The sequence below is a fragment of the Streptomyces sp. NPDC090088 genome (genome assembly GCF_044747345.1).
Classification (GTDB): Bacteria; Actinomycetota; Actinomycetes; order Streptomycetales; family Streptomycetaceae; genus Streptomyces.
Map to the genome: position 1 here is coordinate 38,037 of NZ_JBIVDZ010000003.1, position 18,699 is coordinate 56,735.

The 18,699-nt window shown below is 71.1% G+C and carries 10 protein-coding genes and 4 tRNA genes; 9 read left to right on the forward strand and 5 right to left on the reverse strand.

Annotated elements, in window-relative coordinates; genetic code table 11:
- Positions 1 to 53: 53 nt before the first annotated feature.
- The 5 genes from ACIPSJ_RS16105 to ACIPSJ_RS16125 all read right to left on the reverse strand — a co-directional run bounded on the left by ACIPSJ_RS16105 (position 54) and on the right by ACIPSJ_RS16125 (position 8,138).
- Positions 54 to 126 (reverse strand) — tRNA-Lys (locus ACIPSJ_RS16105).
- Between the two features lie 109 nt (positions 127 to 235).
- Positions 236 to 1,762, reverse strand: coding sequence for an amino acid permease (locus ACIPSJ_RS16110; protein ID WP_359211739.1), 1,527 nt, complete (start codon positions 1,760 to 1,762; stop codon positions 236 to 238).
- Between the two features lie 48 nt (positions 1,763 to 1,810).
- Entirely contained in the window at positions 1,811 to 4,879 is a 3,069-nt protein-coding gene (locus tag ACIPSJ_RS16115; protein ID WP_401346315.1) for an FG-GAP-like repeat-containing protein, read from the reverse strand.
- Positions 4,880 to 5,115: 236 nt separating this feature from the next.
- Positions 5,116 to 7,290 (reverse strand): DEAD/DEAH box helicase, encoded by a 2,175-nt coding sequence (locus ACIPSJ_RS16120; RefSeq protein ID WP_359211745.1) that lies wholly within the window; start codon positions 7,288 to 7,290, stop codon positions 5,116 to 5,118.
- Between the two features lie 320 nt (positions 7,291 to 7,610).
- The gene (locus ACIPSJ_RS16125) at positions 7,611 to 8,138 is read right to left on the reverse strand and encodes a hypothetical protein (protein ID WP_401346317.1); all 528 of its coding nucleotides are present in this window, start codon (positions 8,136 to 8,138) and stop codon (positions 7,611 to 7,613) included.
- A gap of 205 nt (positions 8,139 to 8,343) precedes the next feature.
- Here ACIPSJ_RS16125 and ACIPSJ_RS16130 point away from each other — a divergent pair, with 205 nt between their 5' ends.
- The 9 genes from ACIPSJ_RS16130 to hrpA all read left to right on the forward strand — a co-directional run bounded on the left by ACIPSJ_RS16130 (position 8,344) and on the right by hrpA (position 18,638).
- A complete protein-coding gene (locus tag ACIPSJ_RS16130; protein ID WP_401346319.1) occupies positions 8,344 to 8,754 on the forward strand; it encodes a hypothetical protein in 411 nt (136 codons plus the stop codon).
- 118 nt (positions 8,755 to 8,872) lie between these two features.
- A complete protein-coding gene (locus tag ACIPSJ_RS16135) occupies positions 8,873 to 9,223 on the forward strand; it encodes a metallopeptidase family protein (protein WP_355713737.1) in 351 nt (116 codons plus the stop codon).
- Positions 9,224 to 9,292: 69 nt separating this feature from the next.
- Complete coding sequence (locus ACIPSJ_RS16140) at positions 9,293 to 10,783, forward strand: metallophosphoesterase (RefSeq protein ID WP_359211754.1); 1,491 nt, start codon at positions 9,293 to 9,295, stop codon at positions 10,781 to 10,783.
- A gap of 81 nt (positions 10,784 to 10,864) precedes the next feature.
- Positions 10,865 to 10,937, forward strand: a tRNA-Glu gene (locus tag ACIPSJ_RS16145).
- A gap of 47 nt (positions 10,938 to 10,984) precedes the next feature.
- Positions 10,985 to 11,059 (forward strand) — tRNA-Asp (locus ACIPSJ_RS16150).
- Between the two features lie 24 nt (positions 11,060 to 11,083).
- Positions 11,084 to 11,157 (forward strand) — tRNA-Phe (locus ACIPSJ_RS16155).
- A 235-nt stretch (positions 11,158 to 11,392) separates the two neighbouring features.
- Positions 11,393 to 14,224 carry a PKD domain-containing protein gene (locus ACIPSJ_RS16160; RefSeq protein ID WP_401346322.1) on the forward strand — a complete coding sequence of 944 codons (2,832 nt, stop codon included), beginning with the start codon at positions 11,393 to 11,395 and terminating at the stop codon, positions 14,222 to 14,224.
- 47 nt (positions 14,225 to 14,271) lie between these two features.
- The gene (locus tag ACIPSJ_RS16165; RefSeq protein ID WP_401346323.1) at positions 14,272 to 14,598 is read left to right on the forward strand and encodes a hypothetical protein; all 327 of its coding nucleotides are present in this window, start codon (positions 14,272 to 14,274) and stop codon (positions 14,596 to 14,598) included.
- 71 nt (positions 14,599 to 14,669) lie between these two features.
- Entirely contained in the window at positions 14,670 to 18,638 is a 3,969-nt protein-coding gene (hrpA, locus tag ACIPSJ_RS16170) for an ATP-dependent RNA helicase HrpA (protein WP_401346324.1), read from the forward strand.
- Positions 18,639 to 18,699 lie beyond the last annotated feature (61 nt).

Sequence of the window (18,699 nt, forward strand, 5' to 3'; positions counted from 1 at the left end):
CCGGAAACGCGCTCGCCCCCAGCTCGAATACCTCCGAGCTGGGGGCGATGCGGTAGGCCGTGTGGGACTCGAACCCACAACCAATGGATTAAAAGTCCACTGCTCTGCCAATTGAGCTAACGGCCCAGGCGATGTTGCCTCCCCGAGCATAGCCGGACGGAGCCGTGTCGCCGATCGGGTATCGGGGTCACGGCCGCGTCACGCGGCAGAAGTGGGACGGAAGCGGTCCCTAGGGTCAGAGATCCACCAGTTTGGCGGTGTCCTCGTGGTGGGCCGCGCCGGTCGGGCGGAGGAACCAGTGCCGGGCCGAGGCCTGCCACCAGATCGCGGCGAAGCCGAGGACCGCGAGGACGGCGACCGGGGCGTAGTTGAAGGACTTCCAGGTGACCGGGGAGACCTGCGGGAGCATGAAGAGGACGGTGATGATCCCGACCCAGGCCACCGACACCACGCCGATGACGAGCGACCAGCGGCCCAGATGCCACGGCCCCCGCTGGAACGCCGCGCCCTTGCGCACCCGCAGCAGGGTCGGGATCACGTACGCCACGTACAGCCCGATGACCGCGATCGACGTCACGGCGGCGTAGGCCGTGTAGTTGATCAGGTAGGGCAGGCCGAGGGCCAGCGCGGAGAGCGCCGCCAGCCAGACGGCCGCCACGGGGGTGCGGGTACGGGGACTGACCGTACGCCAGACCCGGGAGAAGGGCAGCGCGCCGTCCCGTGAAAAGGCGTAGATCATGCGGCTGTTGGCGGTGACCGAGGCCATTCCACAGAAGAGCTGGGCACCGATCACGACGAGGAGCAGGAGCTTGCCGGTGGTGGCGCCGAGCGCGTCCAGGAGGATCTGGGCCGGGGGCGCGCCGGTCGGGGACTTCAGCTCCTTGTCGTAGGACTGGATGGCGAAGGTGAAGCCGAGGAGCAGGACGAAGCCGGCTATCCAGGAGGTCCAGATCGAGCGGACGATGCCCTTCGGGCCCGCCGTCGAGGCGTCGTGGGTCTCCTCGGTCATGTGGGCGGAGGCGTCGTAGCCGGTGAAGGTGTACTGGGCCATCAGGAGGCCGAGCAGGACGACGTACGGGCCGCTGCTCCAGCCCGTCTCGTTGACGAACTTCGTGAAGACGAAGGACGCCGACTGGTGGTGGTCGGGGACGAAGGTCAGCGCGCCGACGATGACCGCGACGCCCACCACGTGCCACCACACGCTCACGCTGTTCAGGATCGCGACGATGCGGACGCCGAAGGTGTTCAGCAGGCCGTGCAGCAGCAGGATCCCGGCGAACAGGAGAATCGTCCGGCCCGGGGTGACCTCGAAGTCGAACTGCAGGTTCAGGTACGCGCCCAGGAAGGACGCGGCACCGAAGTCGATGCCCGCCGTCACCGCCACCTGTCCCAGCACGTTGAACCAGCCCGTGAACCAGGCCCAGGCCGCGGCCGAGCGGGGCGGGGCCAGGCGGTGGGCCCAGAAGTAGAGGCCCGCGGAGGTGGGATAGGCGGAGCAGATCTCGGCCATCGAGAGACCCACGAAGAGGGTCATGAGCCCCACGGCCACCCAGCCCCAGGTGATCACGGCCGGGCCGCCGGTGATCATGCCGAAGAGGTAGAGGGTGAGGCAGCCGGAGAGGACCGAGATGATCGTGAAGGAGACCGCGTAGTTGGAGAAGGCCGACATACGGCGGGCGAGGACCTGCGTGTAGCCGAGCTGGGCCAGCTGTTCCTCGTCGGAGAGCGCCTTGCCTGTCGCGTGAGCCGCGTCATCTGTCATGCCCCCAGCAATTCCCTCACCGGGGGCGTGACATGCGTCACAACTTGGCTAGAAAAGGCCCTTGTAGCCCTGCCAGCCCGTCCCGATCTTCGCCCGCGCCGCGAACGTCCCCCTGCCCGTCCCGGTCATCCGGTACAGATTCCCCGCCGCGTCCCGCGCGACCAGGTCGCTCTTCCCGTCCCCGGTGATGTCCCCGACCCCGACGACCACGTTGTACGACGACCCCCACCCGCTCGCGATCTTCACCCGCCCGCCGAACCCGCCCTTCCCGGTGCCGTAGTACCGGTACAGGTTGTTCGCCTTGTCCTGCGCGACCAGGTCCGCGACGCCGTCCCCGTTCAGGTCACCGGCGCCGACCACCTTCTTGTACGTCTTCCAGTTGCCGTACAGCTTCACGCGCGCGGAGAGCTTGCCCGCGCTGGTGCCCTTGTAGAGGTAGACCGCGCCGGTGGCGGCGTTGCGGGCGATCAGGTCGGGGCGGCCGTCCTTGGTGAGGTCGCCGGGGGAGGTCAGGACGTCGTACTGGTTCCAGCCGGTGCCCAGCGTCGTGTACGGCACCGTCGACTCCAGGTACCCGTCGCAGCCCGGCCGGTACGCGCGCAGGGTGCCGCTGCTCAGCCTGATCAGCACGTCGTTGCAGTTGTCGCCGTCCAGGTCCCCGGTGGGCACCGCCTTGACGGAGGTGGACCAGCCGCTGCCGACCGTGCCGCCCTCGAACTTCCCGCCCTTGCCCCCGTTGAAGATCAGGTCGCCGTACCGGTCGAGGGTGAGCAGGTCGCCGAGGCCGTCCGAGCGTCCGACGAAGTCGCGGTGGACCGGGCGGCCGTGCAGCAGCCGGACCGTGCCCTGGAAGGACAGCCCGGCACCCGCTCCGTCCGCCGGGGTGACCGACAGCGTCCAGTCGTACGGCGCCCCGGGCAGCAGCTTCGTGCCGGCCACACCGTCCCAGCCGATCTTCAGCGTGCCGCGCGCGGGACCGCCGGTCTCGGTGTCGACGACCTTGCCGGTCGCCTTGTCACGGACGGTCAGCGTCCAGCCCGCGACCGGCTTCGACAGCGGCACCCGGGCGACCGGGTACACGGCCGGATCGGGCTGCCGCGCCTCCACCTCCGCCGCGCGGTCCACCGGGCCCAGCAGGCGCAACGGCTGCTGGGTCACCCCGGACGGCACCAGGTGCACCCGCTCCCCGGCGTCCACGTAGGCCGCGTTCGCGCCGGACTCGTCGACCGTCCAGCGCACGTCCCGCTGGGAGACCCCGGTGTCGGGCAGGTCGCCGATCACCCGGCTCGCCGCCGTGCCGTCGGCGACCGTGGTGAGGACCAGCCGCCCGGCCGCCTTGTCGTGGGTGACGACGTACCCGTCGCCGAGCTTCGCCTCGTCGGCGGGGACCGGCACGGACTTCTTCGCCGTACGGTCGTACACCCCGGCCCTGTCCCCGCAGTTCCAGTACAGCCAGCGGCCCAGCGCCTGGAGTTCGGTGGGCGCGCAGCCGGCGTCGGTGGTGAGGGTCTCGACGGTCTTCCGCTGTGTCAGGTCGTAGGCGGTGACCGTGCCGGGGGTCGCGCCCGCGCTCCACAGCAGGTCGCCGGAGAGGGCGGCGGGGCCGGCCGGGAGGGTGCGGACCGGGGCGCCCTCGTCGCGGACGCGGTAGACGGACTGCCCGGTGGCGGCCGTGTAGAGCACGTACGCGCCGGAGACGTCGGTGATCCGGCCGCCCGCCGCGACGCTGTGCTCCCAGAACACGCCGGGGCCGCCCGCCCTGATCCGGTCGTACTGACCCGACCCCCGCTCCAGCCACACGGCCGATCCGTCCGGCGCGCCGTACAGCTGCGAGCATCCGAGGTCTGTCGCCGGGCAGGAACCCACCAGCGCACTGGACCCGTCGTACGACGAGCGCGGCCCGAACGTCGGTGTCCCGGTCGCGGCGACGGTCCGCGCGTACGTGTCGCGGTAGCCGTTGCTGGGGTCGGCGACGACGAGCGTCCCCTGGTCCAGGGCGAGCCCCTGGATCTTGTACGGCGGTTTCGGCAGCGCCTTCAGCTGGGTGACCGTCGGCTCCCCGGCCGGTCCGGGCTGGATGCGCTGCACCCCCCAGTCGTCGGCAGGCCGGTCGGTGCGGCCCACCGCCAGGGCCCCGCCGTCCGAGGCGGCGGCGATGCCGGTGTTCGCCGCGGACAGCAGCACCTTCGAGGGACCGCCGGCGATCGGCTGGGCGCGCACGGCCGTGCCGCCGGGCTGGGTCAGCAGCCAGTCACCGACGACCGCGAGGCCCTGCGCGGGGATCGTGCCGCCGCCGTCCAGCGTGACCGCGACCGGGGCGGCCGACAGATCGGCGCGGGAGTACACCTGCACCGTGGCGTCGCCGGTGTTGAAGAGGACGACCCGGTCGGCGGTGACCTGCGCGTTCAGGTAGACCTTGGCACCGGGCGGGGTCCAGCCCCGGACCTGCCCGGTGTGCGGGTCGACCATGACCGCCGTGTAGGAGCCGCCGCCCGACCGGCCGGCCTGGAACAGCAGCCCGTCCGCGTCACCGCCCTTGGGCTGGCCGAGGACGTACCCGTCGGGCACCCCGGTCACCGGCACGTCCCGGGTGGAGCCGTCGTCCTGCGGGAACAGCAGGTGCATCTCGCGGGTCGTCGTGCCGTTCTCGTCGGTCACCTGCCGGTAGGCCACCGCCAGGTCGGCGTAGGCGGTGAGCAGGCTCAGCCCCTCGGGGGTCCGGATCGTCCGGGTCGTACCGTCGGCCGCGTTCCACAGGTCGACCCGGCCGTCGGCGTACCGGTAGGCGAGGACGTCACCGCCGGCCGTCGCGTAACTGGTGTATCCCGTCGGGTGGACCACCGGCGTCGAGGTGCCGTCCGAGTACCGCGTCCAGACCAGCCCGGCACCCTCAAGGCTGTGGAACACGCCCTGCGCACCGGCGCCGTCGTGCCCGGCGTAGGTGGACTTTCCGTAGAGCGCGCCGGACGTGTACGTGCCGCGCAGGGTCGCCGGTACGACCGTCTCCTGCGCGGTGTCGGCGACGGCGGCCGGCATGGGCAGCAGCGGGCTCAGTCCGGCCGCCAGTACGGCGGTCGCGGCGACGAGACGCAGGCGTGCGGGAGCACGACGTACCACGAAGAGTCCCTCCCCAGGAACGGTGACGGGTTCGGCACCGCTCACTCCGGCACCCGCGGCCCCCCGGCCTGCTCACCCGTCACACAACTGTGCTCATTTTACAGCTCGTTCACAGAAACTGGGAAACTCTTTGCGATCGGAGACGGCCGGCCGGAAACGCCGAGGCCCCCACCGGCGGGGTGCCGGTGGGGGCCTCGGGGACGGCTCACGGAGCGTCAGCCGTTCATGAGGACGCGTCAGCCGTTGCGCTTCCAGCGCGGCTTGTCGTCACGGCGGCCGAAGGAGCCGGAGCCGGAGGACGAGCCGCGGTGGTCGTCGCGGCGGCCGTACGGACGCTCGTGGCCGGGGCGGTCGTGGCTGCCGCCGCGGAAGGACGGGCGGTCGTCACGACGGTCGCGGTTGAACGGACGGTCGCTGCCCCGGTGACCGGACGGACGGTCGTCGCGGCGGAAGCCGCCACGGTCGCCGCCGTCACGGCGCTCGAAGGAGCGGCCACCGCGGTCGTCACGGTCGCGGTCGAAGGAACGGCCACCGCGGTCGTCGCGGCGCTCGAAGGAACGGCCGCCACGGTCGTCACGACGCTCGTCGCGACGGAAGCCGCCCCGGTCGTCACGACGGTCGTCACGGCGCTCACGGTTGAACGGACGGTCACCGCGGTCGGCGCGGTCGCGGTCGAACGGACGGCGGTCGTCACGACGGTCGTCACGCCGTTCGAAACCGCGCTCGCGGTTTTCCCGGCGCTCGAAGGGGCGGCCGCCCCGGTCGTCACGACGCTCGAAGGAACGGCCGCCACGGTCGTCACGACGCTCGTCGCGACGGAAGCCGCCCCGGTCGTCACGACGGTCGTCACGGCGCTCGAAGGAACGCTCGCGGTTCTCCCGCACCGGCTCCTGCTCCGCCGCCGCCACGGTCTCCTCGACCACCGCGGCCTCGGCCACGGCCTGCGCCTCGGCCACGGCCGTCTCCGGGTCCTCGCCGCGCTCGCGGGCGACCCGGGCGACGAGGCGGTCGGCCTCCTCGCGCAGCTCGGCGGCCCGGCGCTGCGCCCGCTCCAGCTCCTTGGTGAGCTGGGCGACCTCGCGCTCGGCCTGCTGCGCCGCGTTGCCCGCGGACTCGGACTGGACCTCGGTCATCGAACGGGCGCCGGTGATCTCGGCGACCTCGGGCTCGAAGGCCGTACCGGAGTTGATGATGTGACGCCCGGCGTCGACGCCCGCGTCCTCCATGAGGCGGAAGATCTGGCGGCGCTGGTGCGGCAGGGAGAGCGAGACGACCGTGCCGGTGCGGCCGGCCCGGGCGGTGCGGCCGGCGCGGTGCAGGTAGTCCTTGTGGTCGCCGGCCGGGTCCACGTTGAGGACCAGGTCGATGCCGTCGACGTGGATACCGCGGGCGGCGACGTCGGTGGCGACGAGGACGTTGACGTAACCGTCCTTGAAGTCCGCCAGGGTCCGGGTCCGGGCGCCCTGGGTCATGCCGCCGTGCAGCGCGTCGGCCTTCACACCGGAGTCGCGCAGCTGCTCGGCGACGCGGTCGGCGCCCAGCTGGGTGCGGACGAAGATGATGGTGCGGCCCTTGCGGGAGGCGATCGCGGCGGTGACCGGCGCCTTGTCCTTGGGCTTCACGATCAGGATGTGGTGGGACATGGTCGTGACCGCGCCCTGGGCGGCGTCGACCTCGTGCGAGATCGGGTCGACCAGGTAGCGCTTGACCAGCGTGGAGATCTCGTTCTCCATGGTCGCGGAGAAGAGCATGCGCTGGCCGCCGGCCGGGACCTGGTCGAGCAGCTCGGTGACCTCGGGCAGGAAGCCCAGGTCGGACATCTGGTCGGCCTCGTCGAGGACCGCGATCTGCACGTCCTCCAGGGAGCAGGCGCCGCGGTTGATGATGTCGCGCAGGCGGCCCGGGGTGGCGACGAGGATGTCGACGCCGCGCTCCAGGGCGTAGATCTGGTTGCCCATCGACGTACCGCCGCAGACGACCTTCATCTTCAGGCCGACGACGTCGCCGTAGGGCTGGAGGGCGTCCGCGACCTGCATCGCCAGCTCACGGGTGGGGGTGAGGATGACGGCGCGCGGGCGCTTCTTCTCGGTCCGGCCGCCGGCCAGCGTGGCCAGGGTGGGCAGACCGAAGGAGAGGGTCTTGCCGGAGCCGGTGCGGCCACGGCCGAGGATGTCCTTGCCGGCCAGGGCGTCCGGGATGGTCGCGGCCTGGATCGGGAAGGGGGTCGTCACGCCGTTCTGCGCGAGCTTGCGCACGACGCCCTCGGGGAGGCCGAGGTCGGCAAAGGTGGTCTGGGGGGTGGTGTCGGTGGTGTCAGCGGTCTCCTCGGAGACCTCGGTGACCTCGGTCACCAGATCGTCGTCCTGGTTGTTCTCGGACACGACGAACTGATCAGTACTGGACACGGACATGCGAATGCGAAACCTTCCGGAGTCTCTTCGGCACGCGCCCGTCAACTCCGTGATTCGCTCACGACCGCCTCAATGCGGTCCGCCACGGCAAGGGAGAGTACGCGCCACACGGCGCGCTCTGTGGTGGCGCCGGGCAAATGGGATCAAACGATCTACCACCATACGCACCCACCACCCCCGAAGGCAAACCGAGCCCCAACATCGCAGCTCACAGCGGGTTCGCCACGGCCCTACAGACCAGACGCGCGGTCTTACGGAGGGCACAACACACGAACCCGCCCACTTCTTCCGCGCCCCCTGAACGCCCCCTTGAATGCCTCCTACGCCGGTGTCCCCGCCGCCGGCGCCGGCTCCCGTTGCACCAGCTGTGTTCCCGAGCCGTCCTCGTGTGCCGACGAGGACGGCTCGGCCGACGGCGGGTCCGTCACGGGGGGCGGCGGCGTGGGGGAGTCCGGGGGCGGCGTGGGCGATGCCGCCGGCGGTGTGGGTGTCACGGGCGCCCCGGTGGGCCCGGCCGGCGCTCCCGGCGGCGCGCTCTGCCCCGGCTTCACCGGCGCGGCCGGCGCCGCGCTGGATCCCTTCGTCGGCCGCGCGGACTCCGACGACGACTCCCCCGGCTTCCGCTTCCCCGCGTGCCCGCGCTTGCCGTCGGCCACCTCACCGCCGTATCCCGCGCCGCCCTCGCCGGACACCCCGGAGCCGCCGTCGGCCTCGCCACCGCCCCGGTGCCCCGCGGAGTGCGACGGCCTGGCCTTTCCCGCGTCGTCCCCCACGTTCACACAGCCGGCTGCGGCCGCGACCGCCATCAGCGTGGCGGCCAGACGGACGGGTGTGTACAAGGGGCGCACGGCGGCCACCTCCGGGGGCGGAGAAAGAAGTCGTCCTGCCCAACTCCCGCCGCCCGCAAGAGGACACGCCGCCCGCACCACCGGCGTACCGGTGGGTCGGCACCGACTTTGGTCGGCGTGCGCCCCGGCGCCCGCTACCGAAGTAGCGGAACCGCAGACCAAACGCCGACGCGCAGGCGGCGGGACCGCCGGCACCGTCGGTTCCATGACCATGAGCGCAGACAGCACACCCCGGGCCGTGGGCGACTACCTGGGCGCCACCGCCGGCGAACTGGACCGCAAGACGACCCCCGACAGACTGGCCGGCGCCGTCAGCCAGAAGGCGCTCTTCCTGCGGCGCGGCAGGATTGCCCTGCACCGGGACCGGCTGGTGCTCGGCGACTGGGGCGACACCGGGGACCTGGTGCTGAGCCGGGCGGACATCACCTCGGTGGAGGTCAGGTTCACCGACCTGTACGGCCGTCTCATCGGCGGCCTGCTGAACGCGGGCAAGCCGCTGATCCTGGGCACCGTGCCCGCCGGGGAGCTCTACCTCCTCGTCGACCGCAAGGAGTTGATGGAGACCACCACCGACCGCGCCTGGGCCGCCCGCATCCGCTCCTGGCTCGGCGAGTGAGTGCGGGCACCTCCGGGGCCGAGGGCGGCCGCCGAGGTCGAGGGCGGCCGCCGAGATCAAGATCGGCCACCGCACCGATATCAGGGTCGCCCGCGCCCCCGTCCCCGACAATGGCCCTGTGCTGGAGATGACACGCGAAGCGTTCGAGGAACTCGTGAGCCAGGCCCTGGACCGGATCCCTCCGGAACTGACCCGGGTGATGGACAACGTCGCCGTGTTCGTCGAGGACGAACCCCCGGCCGACGACCCCGAGCTGCTGGGCCTCTACGAGGGAACCCCGCTCACGGACCGCGGCGAGTGGTACGCCGGCGTGCTCCCGGACCGCATCTCGATCTACATGGGCCCGACGCTGCGCTACTGCGAGACCCCCGAGGCAGTGGTGCACGAGGTAGCCGTCACCGTGATCCACGAGATCGCCCACCACTTCGGCATCAACGACGACCGCCTGCACGAACTCGGCTGGGGCTGAGCCCGGGCGTCCGCATCGACGGGCCGCGCCGGTCGCATACGAGCCCGCAATCCTGGGCATACGGCACCAATGGCCCGAGCCCGAGCCCACGTCCGCCTCCCCGTCCTGGAACTCGCCCCCGAGCAGCACCGTTCGCCCGCCTGGAGCCGTGCCCTCGGCCTGATGACGGTGGTCCTCGTCGGCGCCTGGCTCGGTCTGCTGATCGTCGGGAACGTCCGCTCCCAGGTCGGCCCGATGGACACGACGATGACCCTGCGTCCGTCCCTCACCGGCGGCACGAAGATAAACGTCTCCCCGCTGGGCGCCCTCTACCTGGACACCCACACCGCGCCGGTCCGCCTCGACGTCAACGTCGACCAGCTCGACCCGGTCCGCTCCCAGGCCCTCGTCGACCACCCCGAGCGGCTCTCCGGCCTCCAGGACGAGGTCGCCCACGACGTCGAGCACGGCACCCTCGACCTGGCCGTGCGCTCCTGCGTGGCCGTCGTCTCCGGCGCCACGGCCCTCGGTCTCGCCGTCTACCGCCGCCCGCGCCGCGCCCTGGCCGCCGGCGGCCTCGCCCTCGCCCTGCTCGCCACGTCCGGCGTGACCGCGTACGCCACCTGGAACCCCAAGTCGGTCCTGGAGCCGAGGTTCTCCGGCCTGCTCTCCTCCGCCCCCGCCCTGGTCGGCAACGCCCGCAGCATCGTCACCGAGTTCGACGTCTACCAGAAGGAGCTGGCCCGCCTGGTGACCAATGTGACGAAGCTCTACGACGTCACCTCCACGCTGCCCGCCTACGCGCCGGACCCGAGCACCCTGCGGGTCCTGCACGTCTCCGACATCCACCTCAACCCGGCGAGCTGGAAGATCATCGCCTCGCTGGTGGAGCAGTACAAGGTGAACGTGATCGTCGACTCCGGCGACACCATGGACCACGGCACGGCGGCCGAGAACGGCTTCCTGGACCCGATCGCCGACCTGGGCGTGCCCTACGTCTGGGTCCGGGGCAACCACGACTCGGCGCTCACCCAGCGCTATCTGCGGCGCATGAAGAACGTGCACGTCCTGGACGACGGCCGGGCCGAGACGATCGCCGGGCTGCGCTTCGCCGGGATCGGCGACCCCCAGTTCACCCCCGACCGCTCGACGGTCCCCGGCGGCGACGCGGCCGAGGAGCAGGCCGGGGACCGCCTCGCCACCGCCCTGCGCGAGCAGCGGGCGGCCGACACCCCGGTGGACGTGGCGATCGTCCACGAGCCGTCGGCGGCCCGGATGACCGACGGCGAGGTGCCCATCGTCCTGGCCGGCCACCTGCACCACGAGCAGACGGAGCTGCTGCCGCACGGCACCCGGCTCCGGGTGGAGGGCTCCACGGGCGGCAGCGGGCTCCGGGCGGTGGAGGGCAAGTACCCGGACCCCATCGAGGCCTCGATCCTCTACTTCGACCGCGACTCCCGCCGCCTCCAGGCCTGGGACGAGATCAAGCTGGGCGGGCTGGGCCAGACGACGGCCGAGGTCAGCCGCCACCTCCCGGAGGAGAACCTGCCGGGAGCCACCCCGTCGCCCTCGGGGTCGTAAACCGTTTTGGCGATACTCCCCGCCATCCCATATGCTTCTCACGTCCCCGACGCGCTGAGGAAGCGCCCAGGCGGGCCGATAGCCCTCATCGTCTAGCGGCCTAGGACGCCGCCCTTTCAAGGCGGTAGCACGGGTTCGAATCCCGTTGGGGGCACGCAAGATCGTGTGCGACACTGTTGCACGCATAGCAATACAAAGCTTGGTCCTGTGGAGCAGTTTGGAGTGCTCGCCACCCTGTCAAGGTGGAGGCCGCGGGTTCAAATCCCGTCAGGACCGCTGGGGTTTCACGTGAAACCTCGTGGCTGGGTAGCTCAGTTGGTACGAGCGATCGCCTGAAAAGCGATAGGTCGCCGGTTCGACCCCGGCCCCAGCCACAACAGACAGCCCCTCCGGGATTCCGGAGGGGCTGTTGCCGTAGGGGCCGACCTGCGCTGTTTTGAGCAAGACCAGAGCGGATCATGGCATTCCTTTGAGATCGCTTTGAGAGCATGACGGCTGCATGTCAACGCTGAGCTGAACCGCCCTGGACCCCAACCGGTCGTAGTTCCAGGCCTGTTCACCCCCATCCGGCGTTCTCGTGACCGCACCGCGAACGCTCCCGGAGACCTCATGCCCAGATCCCGCCCCGCCCTCGGACTGCCCCTCGCCGCGATCGTCGTGGCGGGGGTGATGAGCGGCCTGGGCACCGGGCCGGCGCTGGCGGATCCGGGACCGGACGGGACGCTGTACGTGAACCACGACGTCACGTGCAGCGACAGCGGCACGGGGACACAGAGCCTGCCCTTCTGCACCGTGCAGGCCGCGGCCGACGTGGTGGAGCCGGGGGACACGGTGCTGATCCTGTCGCCGGACGACGACCCGTACTCGGGAGCGGTGACCCTGACGCGGTCCGGGACGAGCGACGCGCCGATCACGTTCACGGGAGCGCAACCCGGTTCGGCCAGTGCACGGGCGGTGCTCGGGTGGCCCGGCTCCGCGCCCTCGCTGACGCTGGACGCGGTCCACGACGTGCGCGTGGAATCACTGTCCTTCATCAACAACGGCGGAAACGGCGTGGCGGTGACGGGGTCCGAGGACGTGACCCTCGACCGGCTGGCGATCAACCACCCGGCCCTGGACGCCCCCGCCACGGGCAGCGCGGTGAGCGTGGACGGCGCCTCGTCGGACGTGACCGTGTCACGGAGTTCGATGGGCCCCTCGTACGCGTACGGCGTGCGGACGGAGCCGGGAGCGGCGCGGGTCACCGTGACGACCAACACGATCTTCACGACGCGGCAGGGCGGCATCGCGATCACGGGAACGTCCGGCGCGGACGTGACGAGCAACACGGTCCTCGCGGCCTGTGCCACCGGAATCTCGCTGGACGGCGCAAGCTCCGGAGCGGTGGAGAACAACATCGCCATCAGCGCGGGGGCGGCCCAGAGCAGCACCTGCCCGGCGCCGACCGCTCCGCTCTACGCGGTGTCGGCCGACTCCACGGGCCAGGTCACCGCCGACTACAACGTGGCGGCGAAGGACGGGGGCCCGTCCGCCCCGTCGCGCACCGAGTACTCCTGGGGCGGCACCTCCTACGCCACCAGCGCGGCGTTCCGGGCCGGAACCACGCAGGCCGCCCACGACATCGACGGACTCGGGGTGACCCCCGGGAACCAACCGCCCGAGCGCTCCCCCCTCGTCGACTCCGCCGACGCCGCCGCGCCCGGCGAACTCACCACCGACCTCGCGGGGAACCCGCGAGCCGACGACCCGATCGTCGACAACACCGGGACCGGCACACCCGCTCCCGACCGGGGCGCCCTCGAGCGGGAGGACGTCATCACGATTCCCGCCGACGCCTACCCGTCGAACGGCGTCGCGCCGTTCGACACCTCGGTGAAGACGGACGCCGTCAGCAACTGGGCCAAGGCACTCACGTACTCGGTCGACTTCGGGGACGGCAGCACCCCGGCCACGGGCACGCAGGGCACTCCGATCCCCCACAGCTACAGCACGCCGGGCCGGTACCTCACCCGCATCACGGTCACCGACAGCGACGGGACGAGCAAGCTCGGGACCGGCTGGACGACAGCGGGTACGGCCACACCGCCGGCCGCGGCCCTGTCCGCGACCGCCGACACCACGAACGACGGCCAGACAGACGCGGGCTCCGCGCGGTTCACCGTCCCGGAACCCGCCGACGCCTGGGAGGTCGCCTACCGGACCCTGACGTTCGGCGACGGCGCGCAGGAGAACCTGGCCGACGGCGTCCAGCAGACCACCCACCAGTACCCGGCCCCCGGCACCTACACCGCCACCCTGACGCAGACCGACCTGTTCGGCCGGACCACCACCGCCAGGACGGCCTTCCACGCCGCGGACGCCTTCATCCCCGTGACCCCGCAGCACGACACCGAGAAGACCATCGCCGCCCACGGCGTCCTGAAGCTGTCCGCGGCCACCCTGCACGCCGACTCCGACGGCGTCGACGCCGCCCAGCTCCAGCTCGTCACCAGCAACGCCAAGGCGAGCGGCGCGCTCACCCTCTACACCCACGGCACCACCCGCCCGGGCACCGCCGGCATCACCTTCGAGCCGGGCCGTACGGCCACCGCCGAGACCACGGTGAAGGTCACCCCGACCGGTGCGGTCGACGTCTACAACGGCAGCTCCCGCGCGGTCACGGTCGACGTGGCCACGGTCGGTCTCCAGTCCCACGCCCAGTACGCCGACACCTACCACCCGGCCACCCCGGCCCGGCTGCTCGACACCCGCACCGGAACCGGCGGTGCGCACGCCCCGGTCGCCGGCGGCCACTCCGTCACCCTGGCGGTCGGCGGCACCCACGGCGTCCCGGCGCACGCGACGGCCGTGGTCCTCGACGTCACGGCGACCACCACCAAGGCCTCCGGCAGCCTCACGGTCTCCACCCACGGCACCAGCGGCTCCAGCGTGAGCGGCCCGTTCTGGACCACCGGACAGACCGCCTCCGCCCAGGTCGTGATCCCCCTGAAGGACGGGAAGATCGTCCTGCGCAACGGCAGCAAGGCAGCGGCGAACCTGGTGGCGGACCTCGCCGGCTGGTACGGCACCACCGCGAACGGCTCGGAGTTCCTGCCCGTCACCCCCGTACGGGTCCTCAAGACCGCCCGCATCGCCGCCCACGCCACCCTCAAGCTCAAGGTCACCGGCGCCCACGGCGTCCCCGCGACCGGGGTCACCGCCGCCGACCTGAACCTCACGGTGTCCGCCCCGTCCGGCAACGGCTACCTCGTCGCCTACGCCGACGGCACCGCGCGCCCCGGCGTCTACTCCCTCAGCTTCACCAAGGGACACACCGCGGCAGACCGCGCCCTCACCAAGGTCGGCGCCGACGGCGAGATCGACCTGTACAACGCCGGCTCCGTACCGGTGAACGTCTCCGCCGACCTCCTCGGCGGCTGCATCGTGTTCCCGGCGAGCTGACGGTCCGCTAGGTTCTGCCGGGTCGACACACCATCAGGGCGGGGAAAATGAGTCGGGACCAGGACATACAGCTGGAGAAGGACCGGGCGAGATACGGCCTTCTCGCCGTGGTCATCAGCAACCTCGCGATCGCCGGGGTCGCGGTCGTGGGCGTCTGGCAGCTCCACGGCGACAAGTCGGTGATCATCGGTGTACTCACCGCCGCCTTCACCGCCGTGAGCAGCATGACCACCGCCTACCTGGGGATCAAGGCCGTATCGAACACGGCGAAGTCGATCGTCTCCTCGGCCGCCGCCACGGCCGCCGCCCCGCCCTCGGCCCCCGCCGCGCCCCCCGCCGAACCCTCCGCCACCCCGCCCCAGCGAACCCCGTAGGGACACGGCCGAACCGCCGGAGGCAAAAGGGTTCGCCATGCATTTCCCCGAGGTGAGATCCTGGATCGCGTATGTCTACGCACCCCGCCCCCGCCCTCGGCACTCTCGCCCCTCGCCTGACCGAGCTCTCGCTGCGCGACGCGCACCGGCTCGGGCGCAGGCTCGAAGGCGCACGCAAGATCCGTAAGCCGGAGGCCCGCGCCGCCGTCCTCGCCGAGATCGAGGCCGAGGTGGCAAGGGCCGAGGAACGGATGGCCGGCCGGCGCGCCGTCGTGCCCGCCGTGTCGTACCCCGAGCAGCTGCCGGTCAGCCAGAAGAAGGACGAGATCGCCGAGGCGATACGCGACCACCAGGTCGTGATCGTGGCCGGTGAGACCGGCTCCGGCAAGACCACCCAGATCCCCAAGATCTGTCTGGAGCTCGGGCGGGGGGTGCGCGGCATGATCGGGCACACCCAGCCGCGCCGGATCGCCGCCCGTACCGTCGCCGAGCGGGTGGCGGAGGAGCTGCGGACGCCGCTCGGCGAGTCCGTCGGCTGGAAGGTCCGCTTCACCGACCAGGTGAACCCGGACGCCACCTTCATCAAGCTGATGACCGACGGCATCCTGCTCGCCGAGATCCAGACCGACCGCGAGCTGCGCGCCTACGACACGATCATCATCGACGAGGCCCACGAGCGGTCCCTCAACATCGACTTCCTGCTCGGGTACCTGGCCCAGCTGCTGCCGAAGCGGCCGGACCTGAAGGTCGTGATCACCTCCGCGACCATCGACCCCGAGCGGTTCTCCCGGCACTTCGGCGAAGCCCCGATCGTCGAGGTCAGCGGCCGGACCTACCCCGTGGAGGTCCGCTACCGCCCGCTCCTCGAAGAGGACACGGACGACGCCGACCGGGACCAGATCACCGCCATCTGCGACGCCGTGGAGGAACTCCAGGGCGAGGGACAGGGCGACATCCTCGTCTTCCTCTCCGGCGAGCGGGAGATCCGCGACACGGCGGACGCGCTGGAGAAGCGGAAGTACCCCCGCGCCGGAGGCGCTAGTTGGCAGGGTACGGAGGTCCTGCCCCTCTACGCCCGGCTCTCGCACGCCGAGCAGCACCGGGTCTTCCAGCCGCACACCGGGCGCAGGATCGTTCTGGCTACCAACGTCGCCGAGACCTCCCTCACCGTCCCGGGCATCAAGTACGTCATCGACCCCGGCTTCGCCCGGATCTCCCGCTACAGCCACCGCACCAAGGTGCAGCGGCTGCCGATCGAGCCGATCAGCCAGGCCAGCGCCAACCAGCGCAAGGGCCGCTGCGGCCGTACGTCCGACGGCATCTGCATCCGGCTGTACGACGAGGAGGACTTCCTCGGCCGCCCGGAGTTCACGGACGCCGAGATCCTCCGTACGAACCTCGCCTCCGTCATCCTGCAGATGACCGCGGCCGGCCTCGGCGACATCGAGAAGTTCCCCTTCATCGACCCGCCGGACCACCGCAACATCCGCGACGGCGTGCAGCTGCTCCAGGAGCTGGGCGCGCTGAACCCGGACGAGCGGGACGCCCGCAAGCGGCTCACCGACAGCGGCCGCAAGCTCGCCCAGCTGCCGGTCGACCCACGGCTCGCCCGCATGGTCCTTGAAGCCGACAAGAACGGCTGTGTCCGCGAGGTCATGGTCATCGCCGCCGCGCTCTCCATCCAGGACCCGCGCGAACGCCCGGCCGACAAGCAGACCCAGGCCGACCAGCAGCACGCCCGCTTCCGCGACGAGACCAGCGACTTCCTGGCCTTCCTCAACCTGTGGAAGTACGTCAGGGAGCAGCAGAGGGAACGCGGCTCCAGCTCCTTCCGGCGGATGTGCAAGCAGGAGTACCTCAACTTCCTGCGCATCCGCGAATGGCAGGACATCTACACGCAGCTGCGCACGGTCGCCAAGCAGATGGGCATCCACCTCAACGAGGAGGACGCCCCCGGCGACCGCGTGCACGTCTCCCTCCTCGCGGGCCTGCTCTCCCACATCGGTATGAAGGACGTGAAGGACGGCCCGAAGAACGAGTACCTCGGTGCCCGCAGCGCCAAGTTCGCGATCTTCCCCGGCTCGGCCCTCTTCAAGAAGACGCCCCGGTTCGTGATGTCCGCCGAACTCGTCGAGACCTCCCGCCTGTGGGCCCGGGTCAACGCGAAGATCGAGCCGGAGTGGGTGGAACCCCTCGCCGAGCACCTCCTCAAGCGGACGTACAGCGAACCGCACTGGGAGAAGGACCAGGCGGCCGTGATGGCGTTCGAGAAGGTCACGCTCTACGGCGTACCGATCGTCGCCGACCGCAAGGTGAACTACGGCCGGATCGACCCCGAGGTCAGCCGCGAGCTTTTCATCCGCAACGCCCTGGTGGAGGGCGACTGGCGGACCCACCACAAGTTCTTCGCCGACAACCGCAGGCTGCTGAGCGAGGTCGAGGAACTCGAACACCGCGCCCGGCGCCGGGACATCGTCGTCGACGACGACACGCTCTTCGACTTCTACGACCAGCGGGTGCCCGAGCACGTCGTGTCCGGCGCCCACTTCGACTCCTGGTGGAAGCACAAGCGGCACGAGCAGCCGGAGTTCCTGGACTTCGAGCGGGAGATGCTGATCCGGGAGTCGGCGGAGGCGGTCACCAAGGCCGACTATCCGGACTCCTGGCGGCAGGGCCCGCTCAAGTTCCGGGTCACCTACCAGTTCGAGCCGGGCGCGGACGCCGACGGCGTGACCGTCCACATCCCGCTCCAGGTCCTCAACCAGGTGAAGGACGAGGGCTTCGACTGGCAGATCCCGGGCCTGCGGGAAGAGGTGGTCACGGAGCTGATCCGCACCCTCCCCAAGCCGATCCGCCGCAACTACGTGCCCGCGCCGAACTACGCGAAGGCCTTCCTGGAGCGGGCCGTGCCGCTACAGGAGCCGCTCACCGTCACCATGGCGCGTGAGCTCCGCCGCATGGTCGGCGTGCCCTTCGACGCCGAGGACTTCGACTGGGCGAAGGTGCCCGACCACCTCACGATCACCTTCCGGATCGTGGACGAACGGCGCCGGAAGCTGGCCGAGGACAAGGACCTGGAGGCGCTGAAGCTCCGGCTGAAGCCGAAGGCCCGGCAGGCCCTCTCCCAGGCGGCGGCCGCCACCGCGTCCCGCGAGGGCGGCGAGTCCCTGGAGCGCCAGGGCCTCACCGACTGGACGATCGGCTCGCTCACCCGCGTCTTCGAGACCCGCCGGGCGGGCCAGCCGGTGAAGGCCTACCCGGCCCTCGTCGACGACGGCGACACGGTCTCCGTCCGCCTCTTCGACACCGAGGAGGAGCAGACCGAGGCGATGTGGAAGGGCACCCGGCGGCTGATCCTGCGCAACATCCCGGTGAACCCGGCGAAGTTCGCGTCCGACAAGCTGACCAACGCCCAGAAGCTCGCCCTGTCGGCGAACCCGCACGGGACGGTCCAGGCCCTCTTCGACGACTGCGCGACGGCGGCGGCGGACAAGCTGATCGCCGACTTCGGGGGGCCGGTGTGGGACGAGGAGTCGTACCGCAAGCTCTACGACAAGGTGCGCGCCGAGATCGTCGACACGACGGTCCGGACGGTGGGCCAGGTGCAGCAGGTGCTCGCCGCCTGGCAGGCCTGTGAGCGCCGTCTGAAGGGTGTACGGAGCCCCGCGCTGCTGGCGAACCTCACCGATGTCCGCAAGCAGCTGGACGCCCTCGTGAAGCCCGGCTTCGTCACCTGGGCCGGTATACGACGCCTGCCCGACCTGATGCGCTATCTGGTGGCCGCGGACCGCCGTCTCCAGCAGATGCCGACGAACGTCCAGCGGGACACCACCCGGATGGAGAAGGTCCACGAGATGCAGGACGAGTACGCCTGGCTCCTGGAGCAGCTCCCGAAGGGCCGGCCGGTCTCCCGGCAGGTCCTGGACGTCCGCTGGATGCTGGAGGAGCTCCGGGTCAGCTACTTCGCCCACGCGCTGGGCACGGCGTACCCGATCTCCGACAAGCGGATCGTGAAGGCCATCGACACCCTGGCCCCGTAACCGACCGGCCACGCTAAGTGAGTTCGACCAGGACCCACACCCTCCTGTACAGTCCTTTTCG